A 25,518-nucleotide genomic window follows, 5' to 3' on the forward strand; every position below is an offset into this window, starting at 1 on the left:
TCCCTTGTCCGACAACGAACTCCTGCTCGAAGTAGAGGACCTGCACGTCGAGTTCCGGACGTCCGACGGCGTGGCGAACGTGCTCAACGGCGTCGGCTATGCCGTGCACGCCGGGGAAACGCTGGCCGTGCTCGGCGAGTCCGGCTCCGGCAAGAGCGTCACGGCGCAGACGGTGATGGGCATCCTCGACGTGCCGCCCGGGGTGATCACCGCCGGGGCCGTGCGCTGGCGCGGCGAGGACCTGCTGACGGCGTCCGAGGACCGCCGCCGCGAGGTGCGCGGCAGCGAGATCGCGATGATCTTCCAGGACGCGCTGTCCGCGCTGAACCCGGTGTTCACCGTGGGCTTCCAGATCGAGGAACAGCTGCGCGTCCGGCTCGGCATGTCCAAAAAGGACGCACGGAAGCGCGCGGTCGAACTGCTCGACATCGTCCGCATCCCCGCCGCCGAGCGCCGGATCAGGGACTACCCGCACCAGTTCTCCGGCGGCATGCGCCAGCGCGCGATGATCGCGATGTCGCTGGCGCTGGACCCGGACCTGCTCATCGCCGACGAGCCGACCACCGCCCTCGACGTCACCGTGCAGGCCCAGATCATGGACCTGCTCGGGGAGATCCAGGCCGAACGCAAGATGGGGCTCGTCCTCATCACGCACGACCTGGGCGTGGTCGCCGAGGTCGCCGACCGGATCGCGGTGATGTACGCGGGCCGGATCGTCGAGCAGGCCGACGCCGCCGAGCTGTTCCGCGCGCCGGCCCACCCGTACACCGCCGCGCTGATGGACTCCCTGCCGCGGCTGGACCTCAAAGGACAGACGCTGGAAACCATCAAGGGCCTGCCGCCGAGCCTGCTGGACATCCCGCCCGGCTGCCCGTTCCACCCGCGGTGCAAGCGGGCCGAAGCCAAGTGTTCCGCGGAGGTTCCGCCCCAGCACGCCATCGGCTTCGGCCGGACCAGCGCGTGCCACTTCGCCGAAGAGGTGGTGAGTTCCCGTGGCAGTCTCTGATCCCGTCTCCGCGGGGAAGAGCACGTCGGCGGACCCGATCCTTTCGGTCACCGACCTGCAGAAGTACTTCCCGGTCCGCACCGGCGTCCTGTTCAAGCGCACGGTCGGCCAGGTCAAGGCCGTCGACGGCGTCTCGTTCGACCTGATGCCGGGCGAGACGCTCGGCGTCGTCGGCGAGTCCGGCTGCGGGAAGTCGACGCTCGCCCAGGTGCTGATGCGCCTGGAGGAGCCGACCGGCGGCACCGCGAAGTTCGAGGGCCGCGACATCTTCGCGATGCGCGGGGCCGAGCTGCGGAAGCTGCGGCGTGAGATCCAGATCGTGCTGCAGGACCCGTACACCTCGCTCAACCCGCGGATGACGGTCGGCGACATCGTCGGCGAGCCCTTCGAGATCCACTCCGAAGTCGCGCCGAAAGGCTCGCGGGCGGCCAAGGTGCGCGAACTGCTGGAGGTGGTCGGGCTCAACCCCGAGCACCTCAACCGCTACCCGCACCAGTTCTCCGGCGGGCAGCGTCAGCGCATCGGCATCGCGCGGGCGCTCGCGTTGCGGCCCAAGGTGATCATCTGCGACGAGCCGGTGTCCGCATTGGACGTCTCGATCCAGGCGCAGGTGATGAACCTGCTCGGTGACCTGCAGGGCGAGTTCGGCCTGTCCTACGTCTTCATCGCGCACGACCTTTCGGTGGTGCGGCACCTGTCGAACCGGGTCGCGGTGATGTACCTCGGCAAGATCGTCGAGCTCGGCACGGACGAGGAGATCTACGAACGGCCGTCGCACCCGTACACCCAGGCACTGCTGTCCGCGGTGCCGGTGGCGGACCCGGCCGTGCGCGGGCGCCGCCAGGTGATCCGGCTGACCGGCGACGTGCCGAGCCCCCTGGATCCCCCGTCCGGGTGCCGGTTCCGCACGCGGTGCTGGAAGGCGCAGGAGAAGTGCGCGACGGAGGTGCCGGCCCTGGTGCCCAGGACGGACGGCCACTTGTCAGCTTGTCACTTCGCCGAGCAGAAGTCGGTTGTTCCATAACGTACGTTTGGCCGTTGTTTGCGCATTGTCCGATCTATACGGTGCAGGAACCGCTTTCCGCGAGGAGGAGAAACGTGAAGAGACCCAGGCTTCTGGCCGCGGTGCTGGCCGTGCCGCTGTTCGGCGCGGTGTCCGCGGTCGCGGTGCCTGCCGCGTCGGCGCAGCCCGCGCTGGCCGGCCCGGCGACCGAGTTCACCGTGCTCGCCAAGGACGTCCAGAGCATCGGCAGCGCCCAGCAGGCGATCAAGGCCGCGGGCGGCACGGTCCTGGAGACCAACACCGCGGTCGGCCTCATCAAGGCCAGCGCGCCGGCCACCGGTTTCACCGAGCGCGTGACCACGAACCGGGCCGTCTTCGGCGCGGCCAAGGCCCAGGTCATCGGCTCGGTGCCGAAGAACGGCAAGAAGGCCAAGGGCGACGCCGGCGTCGAGAAGGAAGGCCGCGGCGGCGCTTCGAAGAAGCAGGCCGCGGCCGCGCCGGTGGGCATGGACCCGCTGGACGACCAGCTGTGGGGCCTCAAGTCCGTCCGCTCGGACCTGTCGCGCACCAAGCAGGCGGGCAGCAAGCAGGTCAAGGTCGGCGTCATCGACACCGGCATCGACGGCACGCACCCGGACATCGCGCCGAACTTCGACCTGGCCGACTCGCGCAACTTCACCAAGGACATCGTCGCCGACGTCAACGGCGTCGAGGTGGACGGGCCGTGTGAGTTCCGCGGCTGCGTCGACCCGGCCAACCACGACGACGGCGGCCACGGCACGCACGTCGCCGGCACCATCGCCGCGGCGGCGAACGGCTTCGGCGTCTCCGGTGTCGCGCCCAACGTGACGCTGGTGAACATCCGCGCCGGCCAGGACTCGGGCTACTTCTTCCTGCAGCCGACCGTCGACGCGATCACCTACGCCGGCGACGCGGGCATCGACGTGGTCAACATGTCGTTCTACACCGACCCGTGGCTGTACAACTGCACGGCGAACCCGGCCGATTCGGCCGCCGAGCAGGCCGAACAGCGCACGATCATCGAGGCGACCCAGCGCGCGCTGAACTACGCGCACCGCAAGGGCGTCACGATGCTGGTCGCGCTGGGCAACCAGCACACCGACCTCGGTGCGCCGCAGCCGGACACCACGAGCCCCGACTACCCGGCGAACAGCACGCACCCGCGCACGGTGGACAACTCGACCTGCCTCAACCTGCCGGTCGAGGGCAACCACACCATCGGCGTGAGCTCGTTCGGGCCGTCGCAGCGGAAGGCGGACTACTCGAACTACGGCCTCGAGCAGATCTCGGTGTCGGCCCCGGGTGGCTTCTTCCGCGACTACTTCGGCACGCCGTGGTACCGCACGGTCGAGAACGAAATCCTCTCGACGTACCCGAAGAACGTCGGGATCGCCGAGGGCAACATCGACGCGGACGGCAACATCACCGAGGCCGGTCTGGCCGCGGGCGTCAAGAAGGCGACGGCGGCCGACGGCCGGGTCGGCTACTACCAGTGGCTGCAGGGCACGTCGATGGCCACCCCGCACGCCACCGGCGTCGCGGCGCTGATCGTGTCCCAGTACGGCAAGAAGTCGCACGGCGAGTTCGGCCTGGACCCGGACAAGGTCCAGCGCGTCCTCGAGGGCACGGCGGCGGAGATCGCCTGCCCGGTGCCGCGCACGGTGGACTACCTGAAGGAAGGCCGCGACGCGACGTTCACGGCGACCTGCGAGGGTGACCCGTCGTTCAACGGCTTCTACGGCCACGGCGCCGTCGACGCCTACGCGGCGGTGACGCACGGTTCGCAGTACCTGAAGTAACGAAGATCGGCACGGCGACGCCCCGGACAGGCAACCTGTCCGGGGCGTCGCGCGTGTTCCACGGGACTGGGGGGGTTCCGTTGATTGTTCGTGAACCGGCGTTGCCGGTGGACCCGAGACTGCCCGGCGAGCCGACCATGCTCGAAGTCGGCAGCACCCGGCTGTGGCTGGGCCGGCGCGGGGTGCGGGTGTGGCTGCCGACGCGGCTGCTCGCGCTGCGCATCGGCGCACGCGGCTTCGGCCTCCCGAACCGGCCGGTGCAGATCGTCATCGGCGTGGTCGTCGGGTGGGTCTTCTCGAGGTTGACCGCCGTCCTGGACGTGCCGGGCCGGGGAGCGGCCGTCGCCGTGGCCTTCGCCGTGGTGCAGCTGGTGCGCTGGCGGCGGGTGCAGCACCGGGAGCGGCTCGCCGAGCGCCTCGTCCCGGCCGGGCCCCCGCTCCCGCTGCGCGCGGGGGCCCGGCAGGTCGGCTGGGCGTACCTGAGCGCGGTGGCCGTCACCTTCGTCGGCGGGGCCGTGCTGTGCGCGGCGACGTTCCTGGTCGCCCCGCGGTTCGGCGACTACCGGTACCCGCTCTGGGTCGACATCGCGCTGTCCACGGCCGCGCTGGCCGGCTGCGCCGGGGCGGCCGCGGTGGTGCTCGGCAAGGCACTCCGTTCGCCGGTGATCGCGGAGGACGAGACGTCCCGGCTGGTCGACGCGGTGCTGCGCGGCGAGGACGTCTACCGGTACACCCGGTGCGCGGTGTACGCCCTGTTCGCGGTGCCGGTGCTCATGATGGCCTGGCAGCCGCCCGTCCTGCTGGAGCTGGCCGCGTGGGGGTACGTGGCGGTGGTGGCCGCGCTGGAGCTCACCGGCTGGCTGCTGCAGCGCCACCGGTACCGCCGGCTGCCGCCGGGCTTCTACGGCCGGTAAACCTTTTCGGCTCTTCGGGCGTGTTGGACGGGACAGGGGAGGGTTCCGTGGGTGAAGGAGTACCGAGCCGCGGCGAGTACGTGCAGGCGGCGGTCTGGCTGGGGCGGAACGGGGTGCGGGTGGGCATCCCGACGCGGTTGCTGGCGACGCGGCTGGGCGTCCGCAACACCGCCCGCCCCTGGCCCGTGCTGGTCCTGCAGGTGGTGATCGCGCTGGTGGCGATCGGGGGCGCCGTCGCCTACCAGTGCCTGCAGTACCTGCCCGGCGTGCGCGGCGTGGAGATGACCGAGAGCAAGCTTCTCTACTTCCTGACCGCCGGGATGCAGCTGGCCCATTGGTGCCCCGTGTGGCGGCGGGACCGGCGGGCCGTGGACCTGCTCGGCGACCGCCGGCTCAACCGGCCGCGGCCGTCCTGGCGGGCCACGCTGGACGGGTGGTACCTCGCCTCGGCCGCGGTGACCTTCGCCGGGGGCGCCGCGCTCGGGATCACGATGTTCGCGGCGACGCCGTACCGGACCTACGCCTGGAGCTGGCTCGGCCTGCTCGTGCTCGGCGCGGTGGTGAGCGCGGTGATCGTGACCGGGGTCGTCCGCCGCCCGGTGATCGCGGAGGACGAGCCGTCCGCCGCCGTCGACGCCATGCTGCGGCGCTACGACCTGGCGTACGGGCTGCCGTCGCTCTACGCGCTTCCGGTGCTCACCGACCTGATCACCACCCACCGCCAGCCACCCGGCTTCGCCCCGTGGCTCATCGGGTACGCGGTGCTCGTGCTCGCCTTGCAGATCGCCGGCGCGTTCGCCGCCCGCCGGCGGCCGCACCCGCCGCTCCCGGACGGCGACTACGGGGTCCCGCTGCCGGCCCAGGCCGTGCCCGGCTGGTCACCGGAGGGAGCCCGGTGATCGCGTTGACGAAGGCCGAGCGGGCCACCGAGCCGACGACGCTGCTGACCGACCGGTTGAGGGTCCGCTCCGGGAGAGCGTCGCCGGACGCCTTCGTCGCGGTCTTCGCCCTGAACGCGGTGCTCGTCATCGGCCTCTTCGGCTACCTGTTCCTGCGGCTCCTGCCCGGCGTGGACCGCGGCGACCTGCCGGACGGCGGGTACGTCTTCTTCGTCGTGGCCTCGGTTCTGCTCACGACGTGGCTGCACGTCCGCGCGGGCGACCGGCGGGCGGCGTCCCGGCTCGGCGACCGCCGGGTCGAAGACGCCCACCTGCTGATGCCCTCGGGGTTCGCGATCCCGGCGCTCGCCGACGTCGTGTTCGAGGACCTGCCGGGCGAGCCGTGGCTGATCGGGGAGGACACCCGATGAACACCGAAGCCGAGCGCACCATGGCCCTGCGGTGGCTGGCGAGCCGCGGACAGCCGGTCGCGGCGCCGACGCCGTTCCTCGGCGCGCTGCTGGCCACGCGCAACGTCGCCATCGGCGGTGCCTTGCCGTGGGCCCTGCTGTTCGGCGTCCTGGCGCTGTTCGGAGCGATCGGCTACGACTCGCTCTTCGGACCCGGCGCGACCGTGAGCACCCCGGCGTACTTCGCCTGTTTCGCCATCCAGCTGACCCTGTGGCGAAGCGCCCGGTCCCGGCAGCGCGCGCTCGCGAAGGTGACCCACCCGTGGCCCGGCCCGGTGCCCAGAACACCCGGCGGCTGGTTCATCGCCTCCGTCGCGCTCGCGTACTGCGGCGGCGCGGCGCTGAGCCTGGCGCTCTTCAGCACCCCGGCGCGGACCTACGCCGTGAGCTGGCTGGGGCTGCTGGCGTTGAGCGCGTTGTGCACCGGCTGCGTCCTGGCCGGTTTCCTGCGGGCGCCGGTGCTCGCGGTCGACGGGCCGTCGCTGGCGGTGTACCGGGCACTGCTCGCGGAGAACATCCACGTGGCGGCACCGGCCCTGGCGGCGGTCCCGCCGATCCTGGACGTCGCCCGCGCCGACCGGCTGCCGGCCGGGTACGGGGCCGCGCTGGCCGGGTACGCGGCCCTGGTGGTGGGAACGGAGCTGGTCGCCTACCTCCGGAGCCGCCGTCCCCTGCCACCCGGCCACTACGGCGAGCCGGGCGCCGGGGTGATCGGTGGATGAGCGAGTTCAAGAGCTTCGTCAATGACGGGGAGACGCCGAGTAATCCGTTCGGGTGAGAATGACTCCATGCAGCTGCCCGTCACCTTCGACCGTGACTTCTTCGTCTTCCGCTACCTGGTGTCGCACTCCGAACTCGCACTGCGGAGTGTGGAAGGCGACGCGGACGACCGGATCGAGATCAAGTTCTACAGCGTTTTCGGCATGAAGCTGAAGACGAAGTACCGGTCGCCGGAACTCGGTTACGCCGACGACGCGCAACGCCGTGAGATGCTGGAACTGACCGGGCTCGAGGGAGCGAACGCGGCTCGCGTGCACGTCATGGCCTTGCGATCCGGAGACGGTGAGGGCCTCGTGGCTTGCGTGGGGTTCACGGTCTACTCGCACCCGAACGCGCCGTCAGCAGATGCCTACGTCTCCGGTGATCCCGTGCTCATCGCCAGTCACCGGACCGCGGCGCCCGGCTCCGGGCCGGGCGCCGCCGGTCTCAGCGGTTCGACGCGTTCTTGACGAACTTCGCCAGGTCCTTCGACTGCTGCACCCGCGTCGGCTCGTGGATGTACATCATGTGGCCTGCCGGGTAGTACGCCGTGTCGATGTTCTCGTGCAGTTCCTCGGGGATCTGCAGATGGGCCAGCACGTGCTCGGCCGCGTAGTACGCCGTCGCGCCGTCGTAGTGGCCGAACGCCACGTGCACCTTCAGGTGCGGGTTGGCGCGCATCGCCGCGCTCAGCGAGTCGACCACCGAGACCGAACGGCCCTCGAAGTCCGAGTACGACCACGCCTTGAACGTGTCCTCGTTGATCAGCTCGTACGGCAGGTCGCTGGCGTACCCGAGCTCGGCCCGCACGTAGTGGTTGAACGCCGCCGCGTACGCGCCGACCACGCGGGAGATCGACGGGTCGTCGCTCATGTGCTCGCGGCCGCCGTCGGGCTCCCACGTCGTGAAGCGGCCGTCCATGCGGCCGACCACCAGGCCGCGGTCGCGCAGCAGCTCCGTGAAGAACCGGACGTGCTCGATCCGGAGGTTCACGCGGTCCACATAGGACTCGGTGAGGCCGGTCAGCGACGCCAGCGTGGCCACCGCCTCCGCGCGGTCCTGAGTGGACAAGCGGGCGCCTCGGGACAGCGCCCACGGCAGGTCCTTCGCCGCGAAGTCCTCGGCGTCGGCGAGGACGTCGTCGAGCGGGCGCTCGCCGTGCAGGCCGTGGTAGTGCGCGATCGCCGCGTACGTCGGCACGTACAGCGAGTACGGGAGGTCGTTGCCCTCCGTGAACCGCAGCGTGCCCAGGTCGAGCACCGAGGAGATGAGCAGCAGGCCGTTCAGGTACAGCCCGTGCCGGTCCTGCAGGTGCGCGGCCAGCCCGGCGGCGCGCAGCGTGCCGTAGGACTCGCCGGCCAGGAACTTCGGCGACAGCCAGCGCTGGTGGCGGGACACCCACAGCCGGATGACCTCGCCGACCGACTCGATGTCCCCCTTGAAGCTGTGGAAGTCCTTGGTCTCCTCGCCGCCCGAGACCCGCGAGTAGCCGGTCGACACCGGGTCGATGAACACGAGATCGCTGTGCGCCAGCAGCGTTTCGGGGTTGTCGGCCAGCCCGTACGGCGGCGGCACCAGGTCGTCGACGTCGCCCGAGAGCACCCGGCGCGGCCCCAGCAGGCCCATGTGCAGCCAGATGCTCGACGAGCCGGGGCCGCCGTTGAAGGCGAACGTCACCGGCCGGGACCCCGGATCGGCGTCGTCGAGGGTGTAGGAGGTGAGGAACACCTCCGCCTTCGCCTTGAAGCCCTCGGACTTGCCGTCCTTGACGATCTCCTTGCGGAGGACGATCCGTCCCGCTTTGGCCGTGTACGCGAGCTTCTTCCGCTTCACGGTCAGCGTGTGCTGGGTCGTGACGATGTCGTCGGTCGGCTCGGCCGGGATCTCGGTGGTTTCCGCGGCCTTCGGCTCGGTGGCCTCTTCGGGGGTGCTGTCCGCCATGGACCCAACCTAGTTGTGGGAGGGTGGCCTGGTGCACACCGGGGACTGGCCCACCACGGTCGAGGCGGCGCTCGCGGTGCAGGACCGGCTCCGCGGCCGCGTCGAGCTCGCCGACGACTGCCCCGAGCTGCCGCCCACGGTCACCGGGCTCGACGTCGCCTACGACGGAACCGGTGTCATCGCCGCGGCCGTCGTCACCCTCGAAACCGCCGGGCTCACCGTCGTCGAGGCGCGGACGCACCGCGCCCGGGCCGTCTTCCCGTACGAGCCCGGCCTGTTCGCCTTCCGCGAGCTGCCGCCGCTGCTGGCCGCGCTCGACCGGCTGGAGCGCGCGCCGGACGTCCTGGTCTGCGACGGCCACGGCCTCGCGCACCCGCGGCGGTTCGGCCTGGCCTGCCACCTCGGCGTGCTGACCGGGCGGCCCGCGTTCGGCGTCGGCAAGACGCGGTTCGTCGGCACGCACGGCGCTCCCGGGACCGCCCGGGGCTCCTCGGTCCCGCTGGTCGACGCCGGGGAGGAGGTCGGCGCGGTGCTGCGGACCCAGGACGGCGTCAAGCCCGTGTACGTCTCGGCCGGCCACCGGATCGACCTGGCCCACGCGTGCCGGCTGACGCTGGCGCTGACCCCGCGCTACCGGCTGCCCGAGACCACGCGGCACGCCGACCGGCTGTCCCGGGCGGCGCTGCGGTGAGGTCGCTGCCCGAGCTCGACGCCGCCGTCGCCGGCTGCCGCGCCTGCCCGCGGCTGGTGGCCTGGCGCGAGAGCGTCGCGGGCACCAAGGCGGCGTTCCGCGGCGAGGAGTACTGGGCGCGGCCGGTGCCGGGCTTCGGGCCGCCGGACGCGTCGCTGGCCGTCGTCGGCCTGGCGCCCTCGGCGCACGGCGCCAACCGCACCGGCCGGATGTTCACCGGCGACCCATCGGGTGATTTCCTCTTCCGCGTCCTGCACGAGGTCGGGCTGGCGTCGCAGCCGACGTCGACGGCGATCGGCGACGGCCTGCGGCTGTACGGCACGCGGCTCGTTTCGCCCGTGCGTTGCGCGCCGCCGGAGAACAAGCCGACGCCGGCCGAGCGGGACACCTGCCGTCCGTGGCTGGCCGAGGAGCTGGCGCTGTTACGTCCGACACTGCGGGCCATCGTGGTGCTCGGCGCGTTCGGCTGGCAGGCGTTACTGCCCGTGCTGGCCGAGGCAGGCTGGCCGGTGCCGCAGCCGCGTCCGGCGTTTGCGCACGGAGCCGTCGTGGAGCTGGGCGACCTGCGGCTTTTCGGCTGTTATCACGTCTCACCGCGCAATGTCCAGACACATCGCGTGACCCACGCCATGGTGGCGGACGTCTTCCGCGCCGCGACCTCGGTGACAGCACCGGACTGAATCGTTACGGAAACCGCAGCGACGCTGGTCACAGCCGGATGGGGCCCCCGAGCGAGGTCGCGGCGAAGGTGTCACCATGAGGACATGGCTGCTGCGAAGTCGAAGTCGGAACCGACTCGGATCCTCGTCCTCGGTGGTGGGTACGTCGGGCTCTACACGGCGTACGGCCTCCAGAAGATGCTTCGGGCCAACGAGGCCTCCGTGACCGTCGTTGACCCGCAGCCCCACATGACCTACGCGCCGTTCCTCCCGGAGGCCGCGGCCGGCGCGATCGAGCCCCGGCACGTCGTCGTGCCGCTGCGGCGGGTGCTCAAGCGCTGCCACGTGCTGACCGCGCGCGTCACCAAGATCGAGAACGAGAAGAAGTCCGTCACGGTCGAGGCGGCCGACGGCCACATCGAGCAGCTGGGCTACGACATCCTGGTCGTCGCGCTGGGCGCCGTCGCGCGCATCCTGCCGATCCCGGGCCTGGTCGAGGAGGGCATCGCCTTCAAAACCATCGGCGAGGCGATCTACCTGCGCAACCACATCATGACCAAGCTCGACGAGGCGGCCAGCACGCTCGACCCCGAGCTGCGCAAGCGCCTGCTGACGTTCACGGTGGTCGGCGGCGGCTTCGCCGGCATCGAGGCGCTGGCCGAGCTCGAGGACATGACCCGCTTCGCGGTGGAGAACTACTACCCGAACATCAAGGTCTCCGACATCCGCTGGGTGCTCGTCGAGGCGGCCGGCCGCATCCTGCCCGAGGTCCGCGAGACCCTCGGCGTGTACACGGTGGAGCAGCTGGAGAAGCGCGGCATCGAGGTCTACCTGTCGACGGCGGCGAAGTCGTTCGAGAACGGCCACGTGGTGCTGTCGGACGGCACGGAGTTCGACACGGACACGATCATCTGGACGGCGGGCGTGAAGGCCAACCCGGTGGTCGCCCAGTCCGACCTCCCGGTCGACAAGCGAGGCCGCCTGGAGGCCACGGCGGCGATGCAGGTGGTGGGCCACCCGGACGTCTGGACGGCGGGCGACAACGCGGCGATCCCGGACCTGTCCCGCACGGAAGAGGACCCGACGGCGACGTGCCCGCCGAACGCGCAGCACGCGGTCCGCCAGGCCCGCCTCCTGGCCAAGAACATCATCAAGGTGTTGCGCGGCGGCAAGCCGAAGGACTACTTCCACAAGAACCTCGGCGCGGTGGCGAGCCTGGGCCTCCACAAGGGCGTCGCGGACGCGCTGAACCTGAAGATCAAGGGCTTCCCGGCCTGGCTGTTCCACCGCGCCTACCACCTGAAGGCGATGCCGACCTGGAACCGCCGAATCCGCATCCTGTTCGACTGGATCCTGGGCGGTCTGTTCCGGCGTGAGGTGATCTCGCTCGGGCAGATCAACAACCCGAAGGACGAGTTCGCGCGGGTTTCCAAGTCCTGACGCGGGTTCCCCTGTCGACGCCCCTGGCCGTTGCGGCTGGGGGCTTTCGGCTTTCCGGGACAAGCTGCCGGTGGGGAGCGGGTATCGCCTAGAGTGTGCGGTGCCCCCGTAGCCCAACCGGCAGAGGCAGTCGACTTAAAATCGATTCAGTGCGGGTTCGAGTCCCGTCGGGGGCACCACGCAGACCATCATCTCCTGAGCAGCTCGATCTGACCGGCACGCTTGAGGTCACTGGCCGGTCGAAGACGCTGCGCAGGGATTTACCTACTGTCAGCCAATTCAGAGAATTCTCGCTGACATCGGCTATTGGCGACAGCCCTTGGAAGAACCCTGGGCACCCGGGCGGCGCGATCAGGCTGATTCGCCGACGACCTGCAGGTCAGGCGTAGCCGCGCTTGAGCAGCATGCCCGCGGCCTTGTCGAACTCGGCGTCGGTCGGGATGGTGAAGTCCAGGGCGTTGGCGTAGCGGGTGACGATGTTGAACACAGCTGCGACCGCCACCGCGTCCTCGAGCTGTTGTCGGGTGGCGCCTGCGGCCAGCGCCGCTCGGACTTGGTCGCCCCGCAGTTCGCCAGGGTGGACGGTGATCGTTTCCAGCACGGCGAGCGTGGCGCGCAGGGGACCCGGTATCGGCGCGGTGTGATAGTCGGCGAGGGCCGCGTCGGCCACCGGCTTGTCCATCCCGCGTACGGCGATCGCCCGGTGTGCTCCGACGCAGAAGGGACAGGAGTTCCACTTGGCGACCATCGCGGCCATCAGTTCCCGCTCCGCCACGGACCATTCGCTCGGTCCGCGCATCGCGGCTTGCGTCCACGCGCCGAGCGCTGTCCCGACGAAGCCCTTGTGGTAGAAGGCAACCCGGGCGGCGTCCGGGAGACGCGCGCCCAGCGCCAGGGAGATCACCCGGATCAGCATCCTGGTGCGGAGACCGTCGCCGCGTTCGATTTCAGGCAGGCGCATCCGTCGCCTCCGCTATCACCCGGGCGGCGGCGTCCCACCGGGCCAGGCCCGCGCCGATGCTGGCGGACATGACGATCTCGAAGGCTGCCTTGTCGCTGCCGGTCGCCTGGCGGACGGCGTCGACCTCGGCGTCCGTGACCCGGTAGGAGGCGGCACCGATCTGCCGGGCCAGCTCGTCGTACGGTTCGGCGATGGGCGGACCGCCCGCCGCGCGGGCTGCTGCCGCGGTCCGTAGCGCCGCTTCGGTGATTCCGGTTTCGCCGGCCATCGCCGCGCGCAACGTTTCCGCGTGGTGGCGGTGGTGCGAGTCGTCTGTGCTCATGGGGGCCTTTCCGCTGCTGGGACGGTATCCGCTTCAGCCCCGTTGCGTCGCGGTGCGGAACCGGTCGAGGTAGAGCGGCCACCCGGAGCCGGCGCCGAGGCTGGTGAAGCTTTCCCAGCCTTCGCCGTGGCGGTCGAGGTGCCGGTGTTCGAGTGCGACGCGGGTGCGCTCGGCACCGTCGGAGGTGAACCGGATCTCCACGTCGCTGGTGTGGCCGGGGTCGGACTCCAGCTGCCAGCGCGGGCTGATGTCCCAGCTGAGGACCAGCCGCTCCGACGGCTCATACGCAAGCACCCGCGCCCAGGTGCAGCGGCTGCCGTCGGTGCCGACGTCATACACCGTGCCGCCGGCCCGGGGCTCCAGCACGGTCCGCTCGATCGGTACCGCGAGCAGGTTGTGCTCACGTGGCTTGACCTCGTCGAACCGCTCGGTGAACAGGCGGAAGGCGTGCTCCTGGGGCACATCGACGACGATGTCGGCCTGAACCGAGGTCGCGGCTCGTGAAGTGCTGCTCATGGGATGGGTCCTTTCGGTGAGTCGTCGGTTGACGCACCAGAGGACGAACGGCCGCTCGGCTTCTCGACAGCTCATCTCATGAGGTTTCGAGTTCGTGGATGCGGCCGGCGAGGTAGCGCTGGTCGGCGGGGTTGGTGGCGAGCTCGTGAGCGCGCCGGTACGCCGCGACCGCGTGGCCGGTGTGGCCGAGGCGGCGCAGGAGGTCGGCGCGGGCGGCGTGCAGCAGGTGGTAGCCGTCGAGGCCCTCGATCCGGTCGATCAGGGCCAGCCCTTCCTCAGGAGTGGTGGCCATGGCGACCGCGACGGCGTGGTTGAGCGCGACCACCGGAGACGGCGTCACGGCGAGCAGCTGCTCGTACACCGCGGCGATCGCGGACCAGTTCGTTTCCCCGGCCGTCGGTGCCTGGGCGTGCAGGACCGCGATGGTCGCCTGCAGCAGGTAGGGGCCGGACGTCCCGAACCGCAGGGCCCGGTCCAGCAGCCGGACGGCTTCGGCGATTTCGGCGCGGTCCCACAGCGACCGGTCCTGGTCTTCGAGCAGGACCAAGTCCCCGGCCGGCGTGTAGCGCGCGGCTGAGCGCGAGTGGTGGACCAGCAGCAGCGCGACCAGGGCGAGGGCCTCCGGTTCGTCGGGCATGAGGGTGGCGACGAGCTTGGCGAGGCGGATCGCCTCCTGCTGCAGCTCGCGGTACTCCGGCTGGTCGCCGCCGGCGGTGTAGCCGCGGGTGAAGATCAGGTAGATCACCGCGAGGACGCCGGAGAGCCGCTCGGGCAGCAGGTGGTCGGCGGGAACGTCGAGGCTGATGCCCGCGTCGCGGATCTTGCGCTTGGCGCGGACGAGCCGCTGGGCCAGCGCCGGCTCGGCGATCAGGAAGGTCCGGGCGATCTGCCCGGCGGTCAGGCCGGCTACGGCCTGCAGCGTGAGGGCGACCCGCGCTTCCTCGGCCAAGGCCGGATGGCAGCAGGTGAAGAGGAGGCTGAGCCGCTCGTCGCCGACGCTGAGCAGGCGTTCTTCGTCGACGTTCACGGGTGCCGCCTCTGGCTGGTTCGCGAGCTGGGCGAGCTTGGTCCGGCCGGTGCGGGCCCGCCGAAGCCGGTCGATGGCGGTGTTGCGGGCCGCGGTCAGCAGCCAGGCGACCGGGTCGTCGGGTGGCCGGTCGTCCCAGGTGCGCAGGGCGAGTGCGCAGGCGTCCTGCAGCGCGTCTTCGGCGAGTTCGAAGTCGCCCAGCGCGCGGACCAGGGCGGCGAGCATCTTCGTGCGGTGCTCGCGGTAGGTCTCCGACAGGACGGTCGCGGCCGTCATGCGCCCGTCGACGGGCGGTGGTCGAGGTCGGGGACCCCGGCGATCGGCCGGACCTCGATCGTGCCGTCGGCGGCCATCGGGCAGAGCGCGGCCAGTTCGAGGGCTTCGTCGAGGTTGCGGCAGTCCAGGACGTAGGTACCGCCGAGGTGCTCGTGGGTTTCGGGGAACGGGCCGTCGGTGATCAGCGTCTTGCCGTCGCGGACGCTGACGGTGGTGGCCGTGTGCTCGCCCTGGAGCGGGTGGCCGGAGACGAACGCGCCGCGTCGGCGGCATTCCTCGGCGAAGGCGTTGACCCTGGCCAACGCCTCGGGAAAGGCCGGGTCGCCGGGTTCGGGACGGTCGCAGTTGTAGATCAGCAGCATGTACTGCACGTGTCCTCCAGGTCGGTGACTCGGGTGTGTGTGAACAGGATGACGAACGGAACGCCCGGAACTCGACACCACACGTCTCTTCACGTGGTGACGCCGGCGTGTCCGGTCGATGGCGAAGACCGCGGGCGGAACGGCCGGTGGTCCGCTCCGCCCGCGGCGTAGGGCGTTAGCCGAGCAGTCGCGCGGGTTGCCAGCCTTGACCGGCACGGGAGCCCACGTAGGTGTTGCCGGCCGCGTTCCACTCGATGAGGTCGCCGCTGTCGGTCACCTCGACGAATCGGGTGCCGTTGACTCCGGCGAGAAGCCGGGCGTTGCCCCACCCGGCGCCGATGAACTGCCTGCTCGGGACGTTGGCCGTGATCGTCCACCTGACCAGGTCGCCGGCCTTCGTGACCTCGAGGAAGGTTGTGCTGTTCAGGCCGATGATGAGCCTGGTGTTGTCCCAGCCGTTGCCGATCTTGACCGGCGACCAGACCTGGCCGGTGGCGTTCACGGTCCACCGGATCAGGTCGCCGTTCGTCTTGATCTCCAGGAAGTTGGAATTGTCGAGGCCGGTGTTCAGCCGGGTGGCACCCCAGCCCGCGCTGATCGGCCGCACGCTGCCCGGTGGGATGAACCACTCGAGCAGGTTGTCGTCCCACCTCAGCTGGAGCAACTGGGTATCCGCCGTCCCGGTGATGAGCCGGGTGTCGCCCCAGCCGGATCCGATCACGTTCCTCGCGTAGGTGGATCCGGTGCGATCCCAGCGCACGAGGAGACCGGCGTCGTTGATTTCGAGGAAAGAGTTACCGCCGAACAGGTTGGTGGCCGCGGGCTCGTTCGTCGTTGCCGCCGCGGCAGTCCCGCTGACGCTCAGAGCGAACAGTGCGACGATCACCGACATTGTCGCGCGTAGCATTCTCATAATTGTTTCCCCTGTTGGACATCGAGTTTCGAAACAGGGAGGGTCAACCCCCCTCCGGGAGACGAAGGTAGCCGGGATCGGTAAGGCGACGCTTGGAAAAATGGAAGCTGTCCGAGGTGCCGGCGGGGCTATCATCAAGGGCCGGAAGTCGCGAGGGGGGCGGCATGGGAAGCGAAGCCGACTACAAGTTCTTCACCGCTCGACGGCCGAATCGGCGGCTCGCCAGGTGGGTCAACGGCTATTTGGCACAGGACTGTTATTCCGTCCGGCCGATCCTGCGCCGGGTGGCGGCCGTCAATTATCCCGTCATCGTCATCGATCTCGATCCCGCGGTGCGGCGACGTGTCCCGGGATCGGTGGTTCCGGCCGCGGTTTCACCGGTCAGCGGGCTCATCGACCGGCCGCAGGCTCACGCGGCGATCGGCCGGGAGCGGTGCGTCATCGTCGAACTGACACCGCTGGGCGCCCGTGCCTTGTTCGGCCGGCCGCTCGATGTGCTCGCGAACACGAGTGTCGGCCTGGCCGATCTGCTCGGCAGGCGGGCCGACCTCCTCGCGGAACAGCTCTGGGAGGCCCGCAGCTGGCCGGAGCGGTTTCGCGTTCTCGACTTCTGGCTGTCCCGCTGGATGCCGGCCGGTCCGCCGTTGCCGCCGGAGGTGCAGGCCGCCTGGCAGCTGATGACCCAGGCGGCGGGGAGGGTGAAGATCGGCGACCTGGCCGATCAGGTCGGGTGGACGCGGCAACACCTGAACTTCCGGTTCCGTCGCGAGATCGGCTTGTCGCCGAAGACCGTCGGCCGGATCATCCGGCTGCACCGGGCGATCGACCTGGTGTCCGGCCCGGAGCCGGCCCGGTGGTGTGAAGTCGCCGCGGCATGCGGCTACGCGGATCAGCCGCACCTCAACCGCGATTTCCGCGCCCTGCTCGGCTGCAACCCGACTGAGCTGCTTCGCTTCGACGACGCGGAGCGTGAGATCTACGTGGGGTTCGACGCTCCGTTCCTCGCCTAGGAGCACCGCCTGCCGGCGGACGACGGCGGTGGCGGACAGTACAGCGTCCGCTGTACTGTCCGATCCATGCTGACCTGTGAAACGCGGGGCGCGGCGCTGGCCCGGCTCGGCCGCGCACTGGCCGACCCGACCCGCTGCAGGATCCTGGTTTCGCTGCTGGACGGCGTGAGCTACCCCGGTCAGCTCGCGACGGAACTGGGGCTGACCCGCTCGAACGTGTCGAACCACCTGGCGTGCTTGCGCGGCTGCGGCCTGGTCGTGGCGACGTACGAGGGGCGCCAGGTCCGCTACGAACTGGCGGACGCGCACCTGGCCCGCGCGCTGAGCGAACTCGCGCAGGTGGTGCTCGCCGTCGACACCGCCCAGCCGTGCGTGGACGGCGAGCCGGGCCGATGAGCGGGGACGCCGGCAGGAGCGCCGAGTTGCCGTTGACGACCTCGGCCGACGCGCAGGACGGCTGCGCCGACGGCTGCTGCGCGCCGGCGACGGCCGATGCGCAGCGGCGGGCCGTGCTGTCCCGCCGGGTGCGGCTGCTGGTCGGCGCGACCATCACCTACAACGTCGTCGAGGCGGTCATCGCGCTCTCGGCCGGCTCGGCGGCGTCGTCCACGGCGCTGATCGGGTTCGGGCTGGATTCGGTGATCGAGGTCGCCTCCGCGGCCGCGGTGGCGTGGCAGTTCTCCGGCAAGGACCCGGAAGCCCGGGAACGGACGGCGTTGAAGGTGATCGCCGTGTCGTTCTTCGCGTTGGCCGCCTACGTCACGGCCGAGTCGGTGCGGTCGCTGTTCGGTGCGGAGCCGGCGGAACACTCGACGGCGGGGATCGTGCTCGCCGCGGTGTCGCTGGTGGTGATGCCGTTCCTGTCGTACGCGCAGCGCCGCGCCGGCCGGGAGCTGGGGTCGGCGAGTGCGGTCGCGGACTCCAAGCAGACGCTGCTGTGCACCTACCTCTCCGGCGTCCTGCTGGCCGGGTTGCTGCTGAACGCGCTGTTCGGCTGGTCGTGGGCCGACCCGGTCGTCGCGCTCGCCATCGCCGCGGTCGCGGTGAAGGAAGGCCGGGAAGCCTGGCGCGGCGAGCACTGCTGCTGAACCGCGTCGTGGCCGGTCACGAGGTCCGCCCGGAAGGTGGCCGGCTGGCCGTGGCCAGGGCGGCGGCCGCGATGGTGACCGCGGCGAGGACGAGGCAGGCGTGGGCGTAGCCGCCGAGCACGCCGGCCAACGCGGCGCCCCCGAACGGGACGAGGGCCATGGTGATGGTCATCGGTGCGGCCAGCAGGCCGTTGAGCCGTCCATAGTGGACCGCGCCCCAGCGGTCGGTGATCGCGGTGGACTGCAACAGGGTGAAGACCCCGCGGGCCATCCCGGCCACGACAGCCGCGGTGCGGGCGCGGACGCCGGTGCGCCGCGACAGCGTTGCGTAGCCGAGCCGGCCCAGCACCTGCCCCGCGCCGCCGCGAACGCCGAGAACGTCGTCAGGCTCAACGCGATCACCAGCACCAAGAACGCGCCGCTGCGCGCGATCCGCCGCGGGTCGGCGTGCTCGGTGTGACCGGCCGGCTCGGCGTCCGGCCACGGCCCTCGCAAGCCCCACGCGTGCAACGGGATGGTGATCGCCGCCAGGACGACGGCCAGCACCAGGTAGGTGTGGCGCCAGTCCAGGTGGGCGGCCAGCAGTGCGGTCACCGGGGCGAACACCGTGCTCGCCAGCCCGCCGGCCAGGGTGAGGACCGTCAGCGCGGGCACCCGGCGAGGCCCGTACCAACGGGTCAGCGCCGCGAACGCCGGCGCGTAGAGCACTCCGCTCATCGCCGCGCCGGTCACCGCCCACGCGGCGACGAACCAGGCGAGGTCCGGCGCGGTCGCCACCGCGACGACGGACAGGACACCGAGCACCGAGCCGGTGGTCATCACCGCGCGGGGCCCCCGCCGGTCGAGCCACCGTCCGACCGGGATCCCCGCCACCGCGGTGACGAGCTGCGCACCGGACAGCGCCGCGACCACCGCCGTCGTCGGCCACCCCGTCGCCCGCGCGATGTCCGGCGCGAGCACCGGGAACGCGTAGTACAGGATTCCCCAGCTGGTGATCTGGGTGACGCACAGGACCGCGAGCACCCGGCGCAGTCCCGACCTGCTCAGGGACTGCGCCGCGATGCCCATGATCCGGATCAGCGGGACACGGCGGGCGGCGCGGACAGCGTCAACGTCTCCGGCTCGGCCGGGCCGCAGCAGCCCGAGGCGCCGCTGCCGGGCTCGTCGAACAGGCCGGCGCCGCCGCAGACCCCGGTTTCGGCCATGATCAGCTCGACCCGGGCGGCGGCCTCGTGGTCGCCGGCCAGTGCGGCGGCGATGCTGCGGACTTGCTCGTAACCGGTCTGGGCCAGGAACGTCGGCGCGCGGCCGTAGCTCTTCATCCCGGCCAGGTAGAAGTTCTGCTCCGGGTGCGACAGCTCCTTCACGCCGTGCGGGTAGACGGTGCCGCAGGAGTGCACGTTCGGGTCGACCAGCGGCGCCAGCGCGACCGGTGCCTGCAGCGTCGGGTCCAGCTCCAGCCGGATCTCCGACAGCCACGACAGCTCCGGCCGGAACCCGGTCAGCGCGATCACCTCGTCGACCGCCTCGATGCGGGCGCCGTCCGCCGACACCAGCGCGAGGCGCCCGTCGCCGGCGCGCTCGACGGCCTCGGTGCGGAACCCGGTCACGACCGTGACGAGGCCGGCGTCGACGGCTTCCTTGGCGCGCAGGCCGAGCGCGCCGCGGGCGGGCAGCTGGTCGGCTTCGCCGCCGCCGAAGGTGTTGCCGATCCCGCCGCGGCGCAGCACCCAGCTGATCCGCGTTCCGGGCTCGCCGAGGCCGGCCAGCGCGACCAGCGCGGTCAACGCCGAATGCCCGCTGCCCGCGATCACCACGTGCTTGCCCGCGTAGCGCGGCTTCTCGGTGGCGAAATCCGGGACGCGGTAGGCGATCCGGTCCGCGGCGGCGCGTTCGCCGATCGCGGGCAGGCCTTCGCCGCCGAGCGGGTTCGGCGCCGGCCAGGTGCCGGAGGCGTCGATCACCGCCTGGGCCAGGACCCGCTCCTCGGCGCCGTCGATGGTGCGGACGTGCACGGAGAAGGGCTCACCGTCGCGGCCGCTGTCGACGATCCGGTCCCGGCCGCGCCGCGCCACGCCGATGACCTCGGCGCCGAACCGCACTTGGCCGCCGAGGGCTTCGGCCAGCGGCCGCAGGTAGCGCTCCGCCCATTCCGCGCCCGTCGGGTAGCTGCCCGCGTCGGGCCGCGTCCAGCCCGTCGGCTCGAGCAGCCGCGCGGCCGCCGCGTCCACCAGCTCCGACCACGGCGAGAACAGGCGGACGTGGTGCCACTCCGCCACGGCCGCGCCGGCCCGTTCGCCGCGCTCCAGCACCAGCGGCCGCAGACGGCGTTCCCGCAGCTGCGCGGCCGCGGCCAGCCCCACCGGCCCCGCGCCGACCACCACGACAGGCAACTCGCTCATCCCGGCCCACCCTTCATCGATGACGCTCTATCAATGCCGGGCAATGTATCGACCGCCATCGATTGACGCAACCATCGATGACGGTCGATACTGTCGGCCATGACGACGACGCTCCCGCTCACGACGCCGGTGCTCCCGGACGCCGAGGCCGCGACCTACGCGGAGTGGTTCTCCTGCCTGGCCGAGCCGATGCGGGTGAAGATCCTGCACACCGTCGCCACGGCGGGCCGGGAGCTGACCATCGGCGGGCTGACCGAGATCATGGGGATCAGCCAGCCCACGGTCTCCCACCACGTGCGCAAGCTCGCCGACGTCGGCTTCCTGCACCTGCGCAAGCGCGGCACCGCCACGGTCGTCTCGGTCAACCCGGCCTGCTGCACCGGCCTCCCGCACGCCGCCGACGCCGTCATGGGGATGCTGGCGCCGCGCCCGTGCTGCCCGGACAACCTGCCCGAGGACGTCACCGTCCGCCCGCTGCGCCGCGGGGACTGGGCCGCGGTCCGCCGGATCTACGGCGAAGGCATGGCCACCGGCATCGCCACCTTCGAGACCGAGGTGCCCAGCCGCGAGGACCTGCACGCGAAGTGGCTGCCCGGGCACCGCTGGGTCGCCGAGATCGACGGCCGGGTGGTGGGCTGGGCCGCCGCCGCGCCGGTCTCCAGCCGCGAGTGCTACGCCGGCGTCGCCGAGACGTCGATCTACGTCGCCGACGGCCACCGCGGCCGCGGCGTCGGCAAGGCGCTGATCCACAAGCAGGTCACCGAGGCCGACGCAGACGGTCTGTGGACGCTGCAAACCTCGATCTTCAACGAGAACCGGGCGTCGATCGCGCTGCACCGCACCGCCGGCTACCGCACCCTCGGCGTCCGCGAACGCATCGCCCAGCGCGACGGCGTCTGGCACGACACCGTGTTCCTGGAACGCCGCAGCCCGGTGCGCTGAGGCCGCCGGAACGCTCAGCGGGCGACCGCCCCCAGGGTGATCTTCAGCTTGTGCGTCACCTCGTCGGCGGCGTCGCGGTCGACGCCGAGGGAGATCGAGCCCGTTTCGGTGATCGCGAAGCTGAGCTCGACCGTGCTTTCCTTGAGCACGAACGGGTCGTCCCCGCCGGCCGCGCGGTCGACCAGGGCGAGGATGGTCTCGATGGCTTCGACGAGCACCGCGTCCACGCCGCCGTCGCGGATTTCGTGCCCCGGCGCGAGGTCCGGGGGCACCAGGGTGACGTCGATGGTGTGGGTGTTCTTCGTGGTCGACGCGCCGCCGAGCTTCACGTTCATGCCGATGAACGGGATCTTGAACTCCAGCTTGGCGCCCGCGGTCGTGGTCGCCACCGCGTTGAGGTTCAGCTGGATCGAGACGACCCGCAGCGCCCGGCCGGCGTCGCCGGCCGAGATGCCCGCTTCCTTCACGGCCGCCTTGACCGCGTCGATCAGGCTGTCGACGGACACCCCGGTGTCGGTGATTTCCATGGTCGGGCGGTTCCTCCGTGGTCAGTGGGTGCGGGCGTGCGGGTCGCCGTAGACGGTGTAGGCGAGCCAGGTGGGGTCCGGCTGTTCCCGGACCACCGTCTGCCGGGCGAGCAGGGTGGCTCGGCCGAGCGGCTCGCCGGCCTGCAGGAAGCCGTAGAAGAGTTCGGCGAACGCGCCGGCGCTGTCGCTGCGGACCGGCCATAGCGTCCCGACGAAGGCCCCGGCGCCGGCGGCCATGAACTGCTGCGCCCAGCCGACCATCCGGGTGTACTCCGGGACGCTGCCGGCCGTGCGGCAGGCGTTGAGGAAGACCAGCGGGCTCTGCGCCGCGAGCGAGTTCCGCACGGTCGCGCTGTTCAGCAGGGCCGGCACGAACGGACCGCCGTTCATCTCGATCGCCGAGCCTGCCTGGGGGGAAAAACTGTTGTGGCAGGCGAAGTGCAGCGGTCCGCAGCGGCCGGAGGCCAGCAGGTCGAGCAGGGCGTCGAGCTCGTCGACGACCCCCGCGGCGCCGAGCACCGCGCTGAGCGCGTCGATCTCCTGGCGCGCGTTGGCCGGTGAGCGGCCGGAAAGGACGTAGGTGCACGGCGAGATCGAGATCCGGTGACACCGCTGCTGCCCGAACACCCGCCGCAGCACCGGGAACTGCTCGACGAGGAACCCGTGGTCCGAGCCCGGCCGCAGGGGGTACAGCAGTTCCCACGGGACGACGTCGTGGCTGGTGGCGATGGTGAAGGACGAAATCTGGTCACGCAGCTGCCAGAACTGCTCCTTGATCAGGCCCGGCACCACCTGCTCCCACAGGCCGATCCCGGTTTCCTGCAGCCACCGCGCGGCGGTGGCCGGCGAGTACGCCCCGCGGCCCGCCGCCAGCTGCTTCAGGGTGTCCAGCGTGCGTTCCACCGCCACCGCGGGGTCGCCGGCCGAAGCCTGGGCGAGCACCGGTTCGAACAGGTAGCTGTCGGACAGCAGCTGGAAGACGGTCCGCTCGCCATCGGACCGCACCTGCAGGGTGACTTCGCCCGGCCGGCTCCGCAGCTTGTCCAGCGTGGCCACCACCGGCTCGCCCTCGACGGCCGGGCCACCGGGTTCGACGGAGACCTCCAGCTCGAGTTCGGTGAGGAAGGTGCCGCCGGCGAACGCCATGACGCGCACCCGGTGCAGGCCGGGACTCCGGGCGTGGAAGGCGAACCGCACCGGTTCGGAGTCGCCCCGGCCCGGGACGGACAACACCTGCTCCAGGCTGCCGATGGGCGCCAGGCCGGGGGAGCACTGCACGAGGATCGACACCTTGGCGCCCTCCGCGGTGACGGAGAGCCGGGCGAGCCGCGCCGAAGCGGCCGCCCAGCCCGACGGCCGTTCCGAGATCCGCACGACGAGGCTCACCTCGGCCGACTGCGGCGCGCGGCCGGGTAGGTGAGCGATCAGGAACCGATCGGTGGCCGCGGAATCGCCGTGCTCCGGCCGCGGCTTCCGCTCCGGGAAGAGGCGGCGAGCCGACCCGGTGGGCCGCCGCTTCGGCCGTCGCCGCCGGTCTGCGTGCTCCTCGGGGCCTGGGCCCATCCAGTCCACCGTGTCCGAGTCCCCTGTGTACGGGGGCGTGCCCGTCGCCGGCGGCGGGCTTGTTACTTGCTCCGGCCGGCCGGACTCCGGGGTCGCGACGGCGTCCTGCTCCTCGCCTTCCTCGGAGGGCTCGTGACCGGGCCGTCGAAGCTTCACCCGGTAGGAACGCAAGGGCAGCGTCTCCCAGCTGAAGTGCAGCCTCAGTGCGTTGACCAGGCGGCGGAGGGTGTCGTCGTCCGGCCGCCCCCGGCGACCGACCTGCTCGCGCACGGCCTCGAGGGCGAGCCGGAGTTCGGAGCCCGGCGAGGCCTCGCCGAGAAGGCGCAGGAACGCCGGATCGTCCTGGTCCGCGGTCACCTTCCGGACCAACGCTTCGGCCGCGATTTCGGCGTCGTCCGGCACTGTGCCCCCCTTGTCGGCTCCCGAAGGCATCGTACGGCGAAGCCCCACCCTCGGGGTATCGGGTGAACAACCGTCATTCTTACGCAGCGTGAAAGCCGGGGTAATCCGGACGTGGCAAATGGGTTGTGGTTATGGTGGAACAACCGGATCGGCGAGATTGATCGCCGGTGGTGGAAAAGCCGGCGAACAGGCGGGATCGCGAACGTGACCAGGTGGGAAGACGACACGGCGAAGGCCGGTCGGTTCCTGGTGCGCGCGCTGGTCGTCGCCGGGGGCGCCGCTGCCGCCTGCGCGCTCGCGTGGCTGACGGCCACCGCGTCGGCCAGCACCGTCACCGAGGTCACGGACGGGCCGCTCGGGGCCGGTGTCCCGGCGGTCGCGGCCACCATCGGTGACGCGGAACCGCCCGTGCTCGGGCACGTTCCCATGGCGCGCGACACCGCCGCACCCGCCGTTGCCCGGGTGCGTGCCTTACCGGGAGCGGCCACGGACCCGGCCCGGCTGACCGACCTGGTGAAGACGGACGCGGTTTCCGCGACCGTCGCCGCCGTCGGGCGGTTCGCCGCGGCGGCGACCGAGCTGACGGGGCTCGACACGCCGGCCGCCGGCTCTCCCGACCACGCCGGACACGCGCCGGCGGGTCTCCTCGACTCCGCGGGACCCGACGACGTCTCGCGCGCACCGCACAGTGTCCCGCGAAAGCGATCCGCCGGGCTCTTCCCGGCGACGACCCCGGTTCGCGTCATCGCGCACGCGGTCGCGGGCCGGCTGCCGGCCGGCCACCGGGCCGATCGCGGCGCGGAGGATTCCGGCGGCCGGTCATGGCTGCCGTCCGGCACGGTTTCGGCGAATGCCGGTCCCGCGTCCGGCTACGACCGCGGGTGCGGTGACGTCGCGCAGCCGTTCGCCGCGGAGCGCCCGCAGTCGCCGCCCTGCCGAAATGACGTGTCCCGCAGTGCCGTCACGGCGGCGGAAATTCAGCCCGGCGTCACGCCCGACTGATACACCTCGGTCTTCCGCCGTCTTTTCATCGCGTCAATCTTTCACTTTACCGAGGAGTATTTGTCATGCGCGTTTACGTGAAGCGGATCCTGCAGGTCGCCCTGATCAGCGGCGGGCTGCTGGCGGTGGGTACCGGTGCGGCCTCCGCGGCCCCGACCGGCGTGGACCCGGCCCAGGCCCTCGCCACGGTGCTGCCCGCCGTCCAGGAAAGTCCCGTCCCCGCCCTCGAGTCCCTCGCGCCGGCCGTGCTGCACACGGTGCCGGCGTCGCTGTTCCAGCTGTCGCCGAGCACCGCGGTCGACGAGCTGGCGGAGCCGAACCTCAACGCGCCGGTGGGCAGCGAGCTCACGGCCACCGAACTGCCGGCTCTCCCGGCCGTCTCGGCGTCGGTCGCGGACCCGGGCCAGGACGAGCGTGCGGACACGCCCCTGGCGGGGATCCCGCTGCTGAGCGAGCTGCTGCCGAACATCCAGGGACTGCTCCCGGCGAAGGCGCCGGCGCTGGCCGGAGTGCCGAACCTGACCCAGAACGGGCCGGGCTCCCTCGTCGGATCGGCGACCAGCCTGCTGGGTCACTGACCGCACAGTTCACGCACCCTCGGGGCCGGAAGCACACGTGCTTCCG

27 protein-coding genes, 1 tRNA gene and 1 pseudogene are annotated in these 25,518 nt (G+C 71.5%); 18 read left to right on the top strand and 11 right to left on the bottom strand.

All coding sequences use genetic code 11. The features are described 5' to 3' along the window. The first annotated feature begins 4 nt into the window (after positions 1 to 4). From DV20_RS34615 to DV20_RS34650, 8 genes are all read left to right on the top strand, one after another. Positions 5 to 1,006, top strand: a complete 1,002-nt coding sequence (locus tag DV20_RS34615; protein ID WP_043787443.1) for an ABC transporter ATP-binding protein — start codon at positions 5 to 7, stop codon at positions 1,004 to 1,006. After that, on the top strand, positions 993 to 2,030 hold the full coding sequence (locus DV20_RS34620; RefSeq protein WP_051736245.1) for an ABC transporter ATP-binding protein: 1,038 nt from the start codon (positions 993 to 995) through the stop codon (positions 2,028 to 2,030). The genes DV20_RS34615 and DV20_RS34620 overlap by 14 nt, the downstream gene beginning before the upstream one ends. A gap of 74 nt (positions 2,031 to 2,104) precedes the next feature. Next, positions 2,105 to 3,829, top strand: a complete 1,725-nt coding sequence (locus tag DV20_RS34625) for a S8 family serine peptidase (RefSeq protein ID WP_043787444.1) — start codon at positions 2,105 to 2,107, stop codon at positions 3,827 to 3,829. Positions 3,830 to 3,909: 80 nt separating this feature from the next. Further along, positions 3,910 to 4,743, top strand: coding sequence for a hypothetical protein (locus DV20_RS34630; protein ID WP_152603793.1), 834 nt, complete (start codon positions 3,910 to 3,912; stop codon positions 4,741 to 4,743). Positions 4,744 to 4,790: 47 nt separating this feature from the next. After that, a complete protein-coding gene (locus DV20_RS34635; RefSeq protein ID WP_152603794.1) occupies positions 4,791 to 5,642 on the top strand; it encodes a hypothetical protein in 852 nt (283 codons plus the stop codon). Next, positions 5,639 to 6,052, top strand: coding sequence for a hypothetical protein (locus DV20_RS34640; protein WP_043787447.1), 414 nt, complete (start codon positions 5,639 to 5,641; stop codon positions 6,050 to 6,052). The genes DV20_RS34635 and DV20_RS34640 overlap by 4 nt, the downstream gene beginning before the upstream one ends. Beyond that, a complete protein-coding gene (locus DV20_RS34645; protein WP_043787448.1) occupies positions 6,049 to 6,813 on the top strand; it encodes a hypothetical protein in 765 nt (254 codons plus the stop codon). The genes DV20_RS34640 and DV20_RS34645 overlap by 4 nt, the downstream gene beginning before the upstream one ends. Positions 6,814 to 6,879: 66 nt before the next feature. Then, entirely contained in the window at positions 6,880 to 7,320 is a 441-nt protein-coding gene (locus DV20_RS34650) for a hypothetical protein (protein WP_043787450.1), read from the top strand. Here DV20_RS34650 and DV20_RS34655 read toward each other — a convergent pair. Continuing rightward, positions 7,298 to 8,791, bottom strand: coding sequence for a S10 family peptidase (locus DV20_RS34655; protein WP_043787451.1), 1,494 nt, complete (start codon positions 8,789 to 8,791; stop codon positions 7,298 to 7,300). The two genes, DV20_RS34650 and DV20_RS34655, sit on opposite strands and share 23 nt — an antisense overlap. Positions 8,792 to 8,822: 31 nt before the next feature. Between DV20_RS34655 and DV20_RS34660 the strand changes: the two genes are divergently transcribed. The 4 genes from DV20_RS34660 to DV20_RS34675 all read left to right on the top strand — a co-directional run bounded on the left by DV20_RS34660 (position 8,823) and on the right by DV20_RS34675 (position 11,760). Then, positions 8,823 to 9,482, top strand: a complete 660-nt coding sequence (locus DV20_RS34660) for an endonuclease V (RefSeq protein ID WP_084093814.1) — start codon at positions 8,823 to 8,825, stop codon at positions 9,480 to 9,482. Next, on the top strand, positions 9,479 to 10,162 hold the full coding sequence (locus DV20_RS34665; RefSeq protein WP_043787453.1) for a uracil-DNA glycosylase: 684 nt from the start codon (positions 9,479 to 9,481) through the stop codon (positions 10,160 to 10,162). Before DV20_RS34660 ends, DV20_RS34665 begins: the two co-directional genes overlap by 4 nt. An 84-nt stretch (positions 10,163 to 10,246) precedes the next feature. After that, on the top strand, positions 10,247 to 11,581 hold the full coding sequence (locus DV20_RS34670; protein ID WP_043787454.1) for an NAD(P)/FAD-dependent oxidoreductase: 1,335 nt from the start codon (positions 10,247 to 10,249) through the stop codon (positions 11,579 to 11,581). Positions 11,582 to 11,683: 102 nt separating this feature from the next. Beyond that, a tRNA-Leu gene (locus DV20_RS34675) sits at positions 11,684 to 11,760 on the top strand. A 200-nt stretch (positions 11,761 to 11,960) separates the two neighbouring features. Here DV20_RS34675 and DV20_RS34680 read toward each other — a convergent pair. The 6 genes from DV20_RS34680 to DV20_RS34705 all read right to left on the bottom strand — a co-directional run bounded on the left by DV20_RS34680 (position 11,961) and on the right by DV20_RS34705 (position 15,952). Beyond that, positions 11,961 to 12,542, bottom strand: a complete 582-nt coding sequence (locus DV20_RS34680) for a carboxymuconolactone decarboxylase family protein (RefSeq protein WP_043787455.1) — start codon at positions 12,540 to 12,542, stop codon at positions 11,961 to 11,963. Continuing rightward, positions 12,529 to 12,864 carry a hypothetical protein gene (locus tag DV20_RS34685; protein ID WP_043787456.1) on the bottom strand — a complete coding sequence of 112 codons (336 nt, stop codon included), beginning with the start codon at positions 12,862 to 12,864 and terminating at the stop codon, positions 12,529 to 12,531. Before DV20_RS34685 ends, DV20_RS34680 begins: the two co-directional genes overlap by 14 nt. Positions 12,865 to 12,897: 33 nt before the next feature. Beyond that, the gene (locus tag DV20_RS34690) at positions 12,898 to 13,380 is read right to left on the bottom strand and encodes an SRPBCC family protein (protein ID WP_043787457.1); all 483 of its coding nucleotides are present in this window, start codon (positions 13,378 to 13,380) and stop codon (positions 12,898 to 12,900) included. A 76-nt stretch (positions 13,381 to 13,456) separates the two neighbouring features. Next, complete coding sequence (locus DV20_RS34695) at positions 13,457 to 14,683, bottom strand: RNA polymerase sigma factor (protein ID WP_043787458.1); 1,227 nt, start codon at positions 14,681 to 14,683, stop codon at positions 13,457 to 13,459. Next, positions 14,680 to 15,054: a YciI family protein gene (locus DV20_RS34700; protein WP_043787459.1), complete on the bottom strand. Its 375-nt coding sequence runs from the start codon at positions 15,052 to 15,054 to the stop codon at positions 14,680 to 14,682. The genes DV20_RS34695 and DV20_RS34700 overlap by 4 nt, the downstream gene beginning before the upstream one ends. Before the next feature lie 166 nt (positions 15,055 to 15,220). After that, positions 15,221 to 15,952 (bottom strand): hypothetical protein, encoded by a 732-nt coding sequence (locus tag DV20_RS34705; RefSeq protein ID WP_152603795.1) that lies wholly within the window; start codon positions 15,950 to 15,952, stop codon positions 15,221 to 15,223. Between the two features lie 170 nt (positions 15,953 to 16,122). Here DV20_RS34705 and DV20_RS34710 point away from each other — a divergent pair, with 170 nt between their 5' ends. The 3 genes from DV20_RS34710 (at position 16,123) to DV20_RS34720 (ending at position 18,056) form a co-directional block, all read left to right on the top strand. Continuing rightward, the gene (locus tag DV20_RS34710; protein WP_051736246.1) at positions 16,123 to 16,968 is read left to right on the top strand and encodes a helix-turn-helix domain-containing protein; all 846 of its coding nucleotides are present in this window, start codon (positions 16,123 to 16,125) and stop codon (positions 16,966 to 16,968) included. Positions 16,969 to 17,034: 66 nt separating this feature from the next. Next, the gene (cmtR, locus tag DV20_RS34715; RefSeq protein ID WP_043787461.1) at positions 17,035 to 17,364 is read left to right on the top strand and encodes a Cd(II)/Pb(II)-sensing metalloregulatory transcriptional regulator CmtR; all 330 of its coding nucleotides are present in this window, start codon (positions 17,035 to 17,037) and stop codon (positions 17,362 to 17,364) included. Continuing rightward, entirely contained in the window at positions 17,361 to 18,056 is a 696-nt protein-coding gene (locus tag DV20_RS34720) for a cation transporter (protein ID WP_235191064.1), read from the top strand. Before cmtR ends, DV20_RS34720 begins: the two co-directional genes overlap by 4 nt. Before the next feature lie 16 nt (positions 18,057 to 18,072). On the opposite strand, the pseudogene DV20_RS34725 reads toward DV20_RS34720, so the two are convergent. Together DV20_RS34725 and DV20_RS34730 are read right to left on the bottom strand one after the other, a co-directional pair. Then, a pseudogene (locus tag DV20_RS34725) lies at positions 18,073 to 19,124 on the bottom strand (MFS transporter). 8 nt (positions 19,125 to 19,132) lie between these two features. Continuing rightward, positions 19,133 to 20,458: an NAD(P)-binding domain-containing protein gene (locus DV20_RS34730; protein WP_043787462.1), complete on the bottom strand. Its 1,326-nt coding sequence runs from the start codon at positions 20,456 to 20,458 to the stop codon at positions 19,133 to 19,135. 99 nt (positions 20,459 to 20,557) lie between these two features. Between DV20_RS34730 and DV20_RS34735 the strand changes: the two genes are divergently transcribed. Further along, positions 20,558 to 21,400 carry a helix-turn-helix domain-containing GNAT family N-acetyltransferase gene (locus tag DV20_RS34735; RefSeq protein WP_043787463.1) on the top strand — a complete coding sequence of 281 codons (843 nt, stop codon included), beginning with the start codon at positions 20,558 to 20,560 and terminating at the stop codon, positions 21,398 to 21,400. Positions 21,401 to 21,414: 14 nt separating this feature from the next. On the opposite strand, the gene DV20_RS34740 is transcribed toward DV20_RS34735, so the two are convergent. Together DV20_RS34740 and DV20_RS34745 are read right to left on the bottom strand one after the other, a co-directional pair. After that, entirely contained in the window at positions 21,415 to 21,927 is a 513-nt protein-coding gene (locus DV20_RS34740) for a trypco2 family protein (protein ID WP_043787464.1), read from the bottom strand. Between the two features lie 21 nt (positions 21,928 to 21,948). Further along, on the bottom strand, positions 21,949 to 23,892 hold the full coding sequence (locus DV20_RS34745) for a CHAT domain-containing protein (RefSeq protein WP_043787465.1): 1,944 nt from the start codon (positions 23,890 to 23,892) through the stop codon (positions 21,949 to 21,951). Between the two features lie 111 nt (positions 23,893 to 24,003). On the opposite strand from DV20_RS34745, the gene DV20_RS34750 reads away from it, so the two are divergent. Beyond that, the gene (locus DV20_RS34750; protein WP_152603796.1) at positions 24,004 to 24,894 is read left to right on the top strand and encodes a hypothetical protein; all 891 of its coding nucleotides are present in this window, start codon (positions 24,004 to 24,006) and stop codon (positions 24,892 to 24,894) included. A 65-nt stretch (positions 24,895 to 24,959) separates the two neighbouring features. Continuing rightward, positions 24,960 to 25,472, top strand: coding sequence for a hypothetical protein (locus DV20_RS34755; protein WP_043787468.1), 513 nt, complete (start codon positions 24,960 to 24,962; stop codon positions 25,470 to 25,472). Positions 25,473 to 25,518: the final 46 nt, after the last annotated feature.

Origin of the sequence: Amycolatopsis rifamycinica (genome assembly GCF_000695625.1) — a bacterium.
Taxonomy (GTDB): domain Bacteria; phylum Actinomycetota; class Actinomycetes; order Mycobacteriales; family Pseudonocardiaceae; genus Amycolatopsis; species Amycolatopsis rifamycinica.

Excerpts from the sequence above, each read along its gene's own strand:
- DV20_RS34645 (WP_043787448.1), top strand. The coding sequence starts at position 6,049 with ATGAACACCGAAGCCGAGCGCACCATGGCCCTGCGGTGGCTGGCGAGC.
- DV20_RS34650 (WP_043787450.1), top strand. The coding sequence starts at position 6,880 with ATGCAGCTGCCCGTCACCTTCGACCGTGACTTCTTCGTCTTCCGCTAC.
- DV20_RS34655 (WP_043787451.1), bottom strand. The coding sequence starts at position 8,791 with ATGGCGGACAGCACCCCCGAAGAGGCCACCGAGCCGAAGGCCGCGGAA.
- DV20_RS34670 (WP_043787454.1), top strand. The coding sequence starts at position 10,247 with ATGGCTGCTGCGAAGTCGAAGTCGGAACCGACTCGGATCCTCGTCCTC.
- DV20_RS34680 (WP_043787455.1), bottom strand. The coding sequence starts at position 12,542 with ATGCGCCTGCCTGAAATCGAACGCGGCGACGGTCTCCGCACCAGGATG.
- DV20_RS34685 (WP_043787456.1), bottom strand. The coding sequence starts at position 12,864 with ATGAGCACAGACGACTCGCACCACCGCCACCACGCGGAAACGTTGCGC.
- DV20_RS34690 (WP_043787457.1), bottom strand. The coding sequence starts at position 13,380 with ATGAGCAGCACTTCACGAGCCGCGACCTCGGTTCAGGCCGACATCGTC.
- DV20_RS34695 (WP_043787458.1), bottom strand. The coding sequence starts at position 14,683 with ATGACGGCCGCGACCGTCCTGTCGGAGACCTACCGCGAGCACCGCACG.
- DV20_RS34705 (WP_152603795.1), bottom strand. The coding sequence starts at position 15,952 with ATGCTACGCGCGACAATGTCGGTGATCGTCGCACTGTTCGCTCTGAGC.
- DV20_RS34710 (WP_051736246.1), top strand. The coding sequence starts at position 16,123 with ATGGGAAGCGAAGCCGACTACAAGTTCTTCACCGCTCGACGGCCGAAT.
- cmtR (WP_043787461.1), top strand. The coding sequence starts at position 17,035 with ATGCTGACCTGTGAAACGCGGGGCGCGGCGCTGGCCCGGCTCGGCCGC.
- DV20_RS34720 (WP_235191064.1), top strand. The coding sequence starts at position 17,361 with ATGAGCGGGGACGCCGGCAGGAGCGCCGAGTTGCCGTTGACGACCTCG.
- DV20_RS34730 (WP_043787462.1), bottom strand. The coding sequence starts at position 20,458 with ATGAGCGAGTTGCCTGTCGTGGTGGTCGGCGCGGGGCCGGTGGGGCTG.
- DV20_RS34735 (WP_043787463.1), top strand. The coding sequence starts at position 20,558 with ATGACGACGACGCTCCCGCTCACGACGCCGGTGCTCCCGGACGCCGAG.
- DV20_RS34740 (WP_043787464.1), bottom strand. The coding sequence starts at position 21,927 with ATGGAAATCACCGACACCGGGGTGTCCGTCGACAGCCTGATCGACGCG.
- DV20_RS34755 (WP_043787468.1), top strand. The coding sequence starts at position 24,960 with ATGCGCGTTTACGTGAAGCGGATCCTGCAGGTCGCCCTGATCAGCGGC.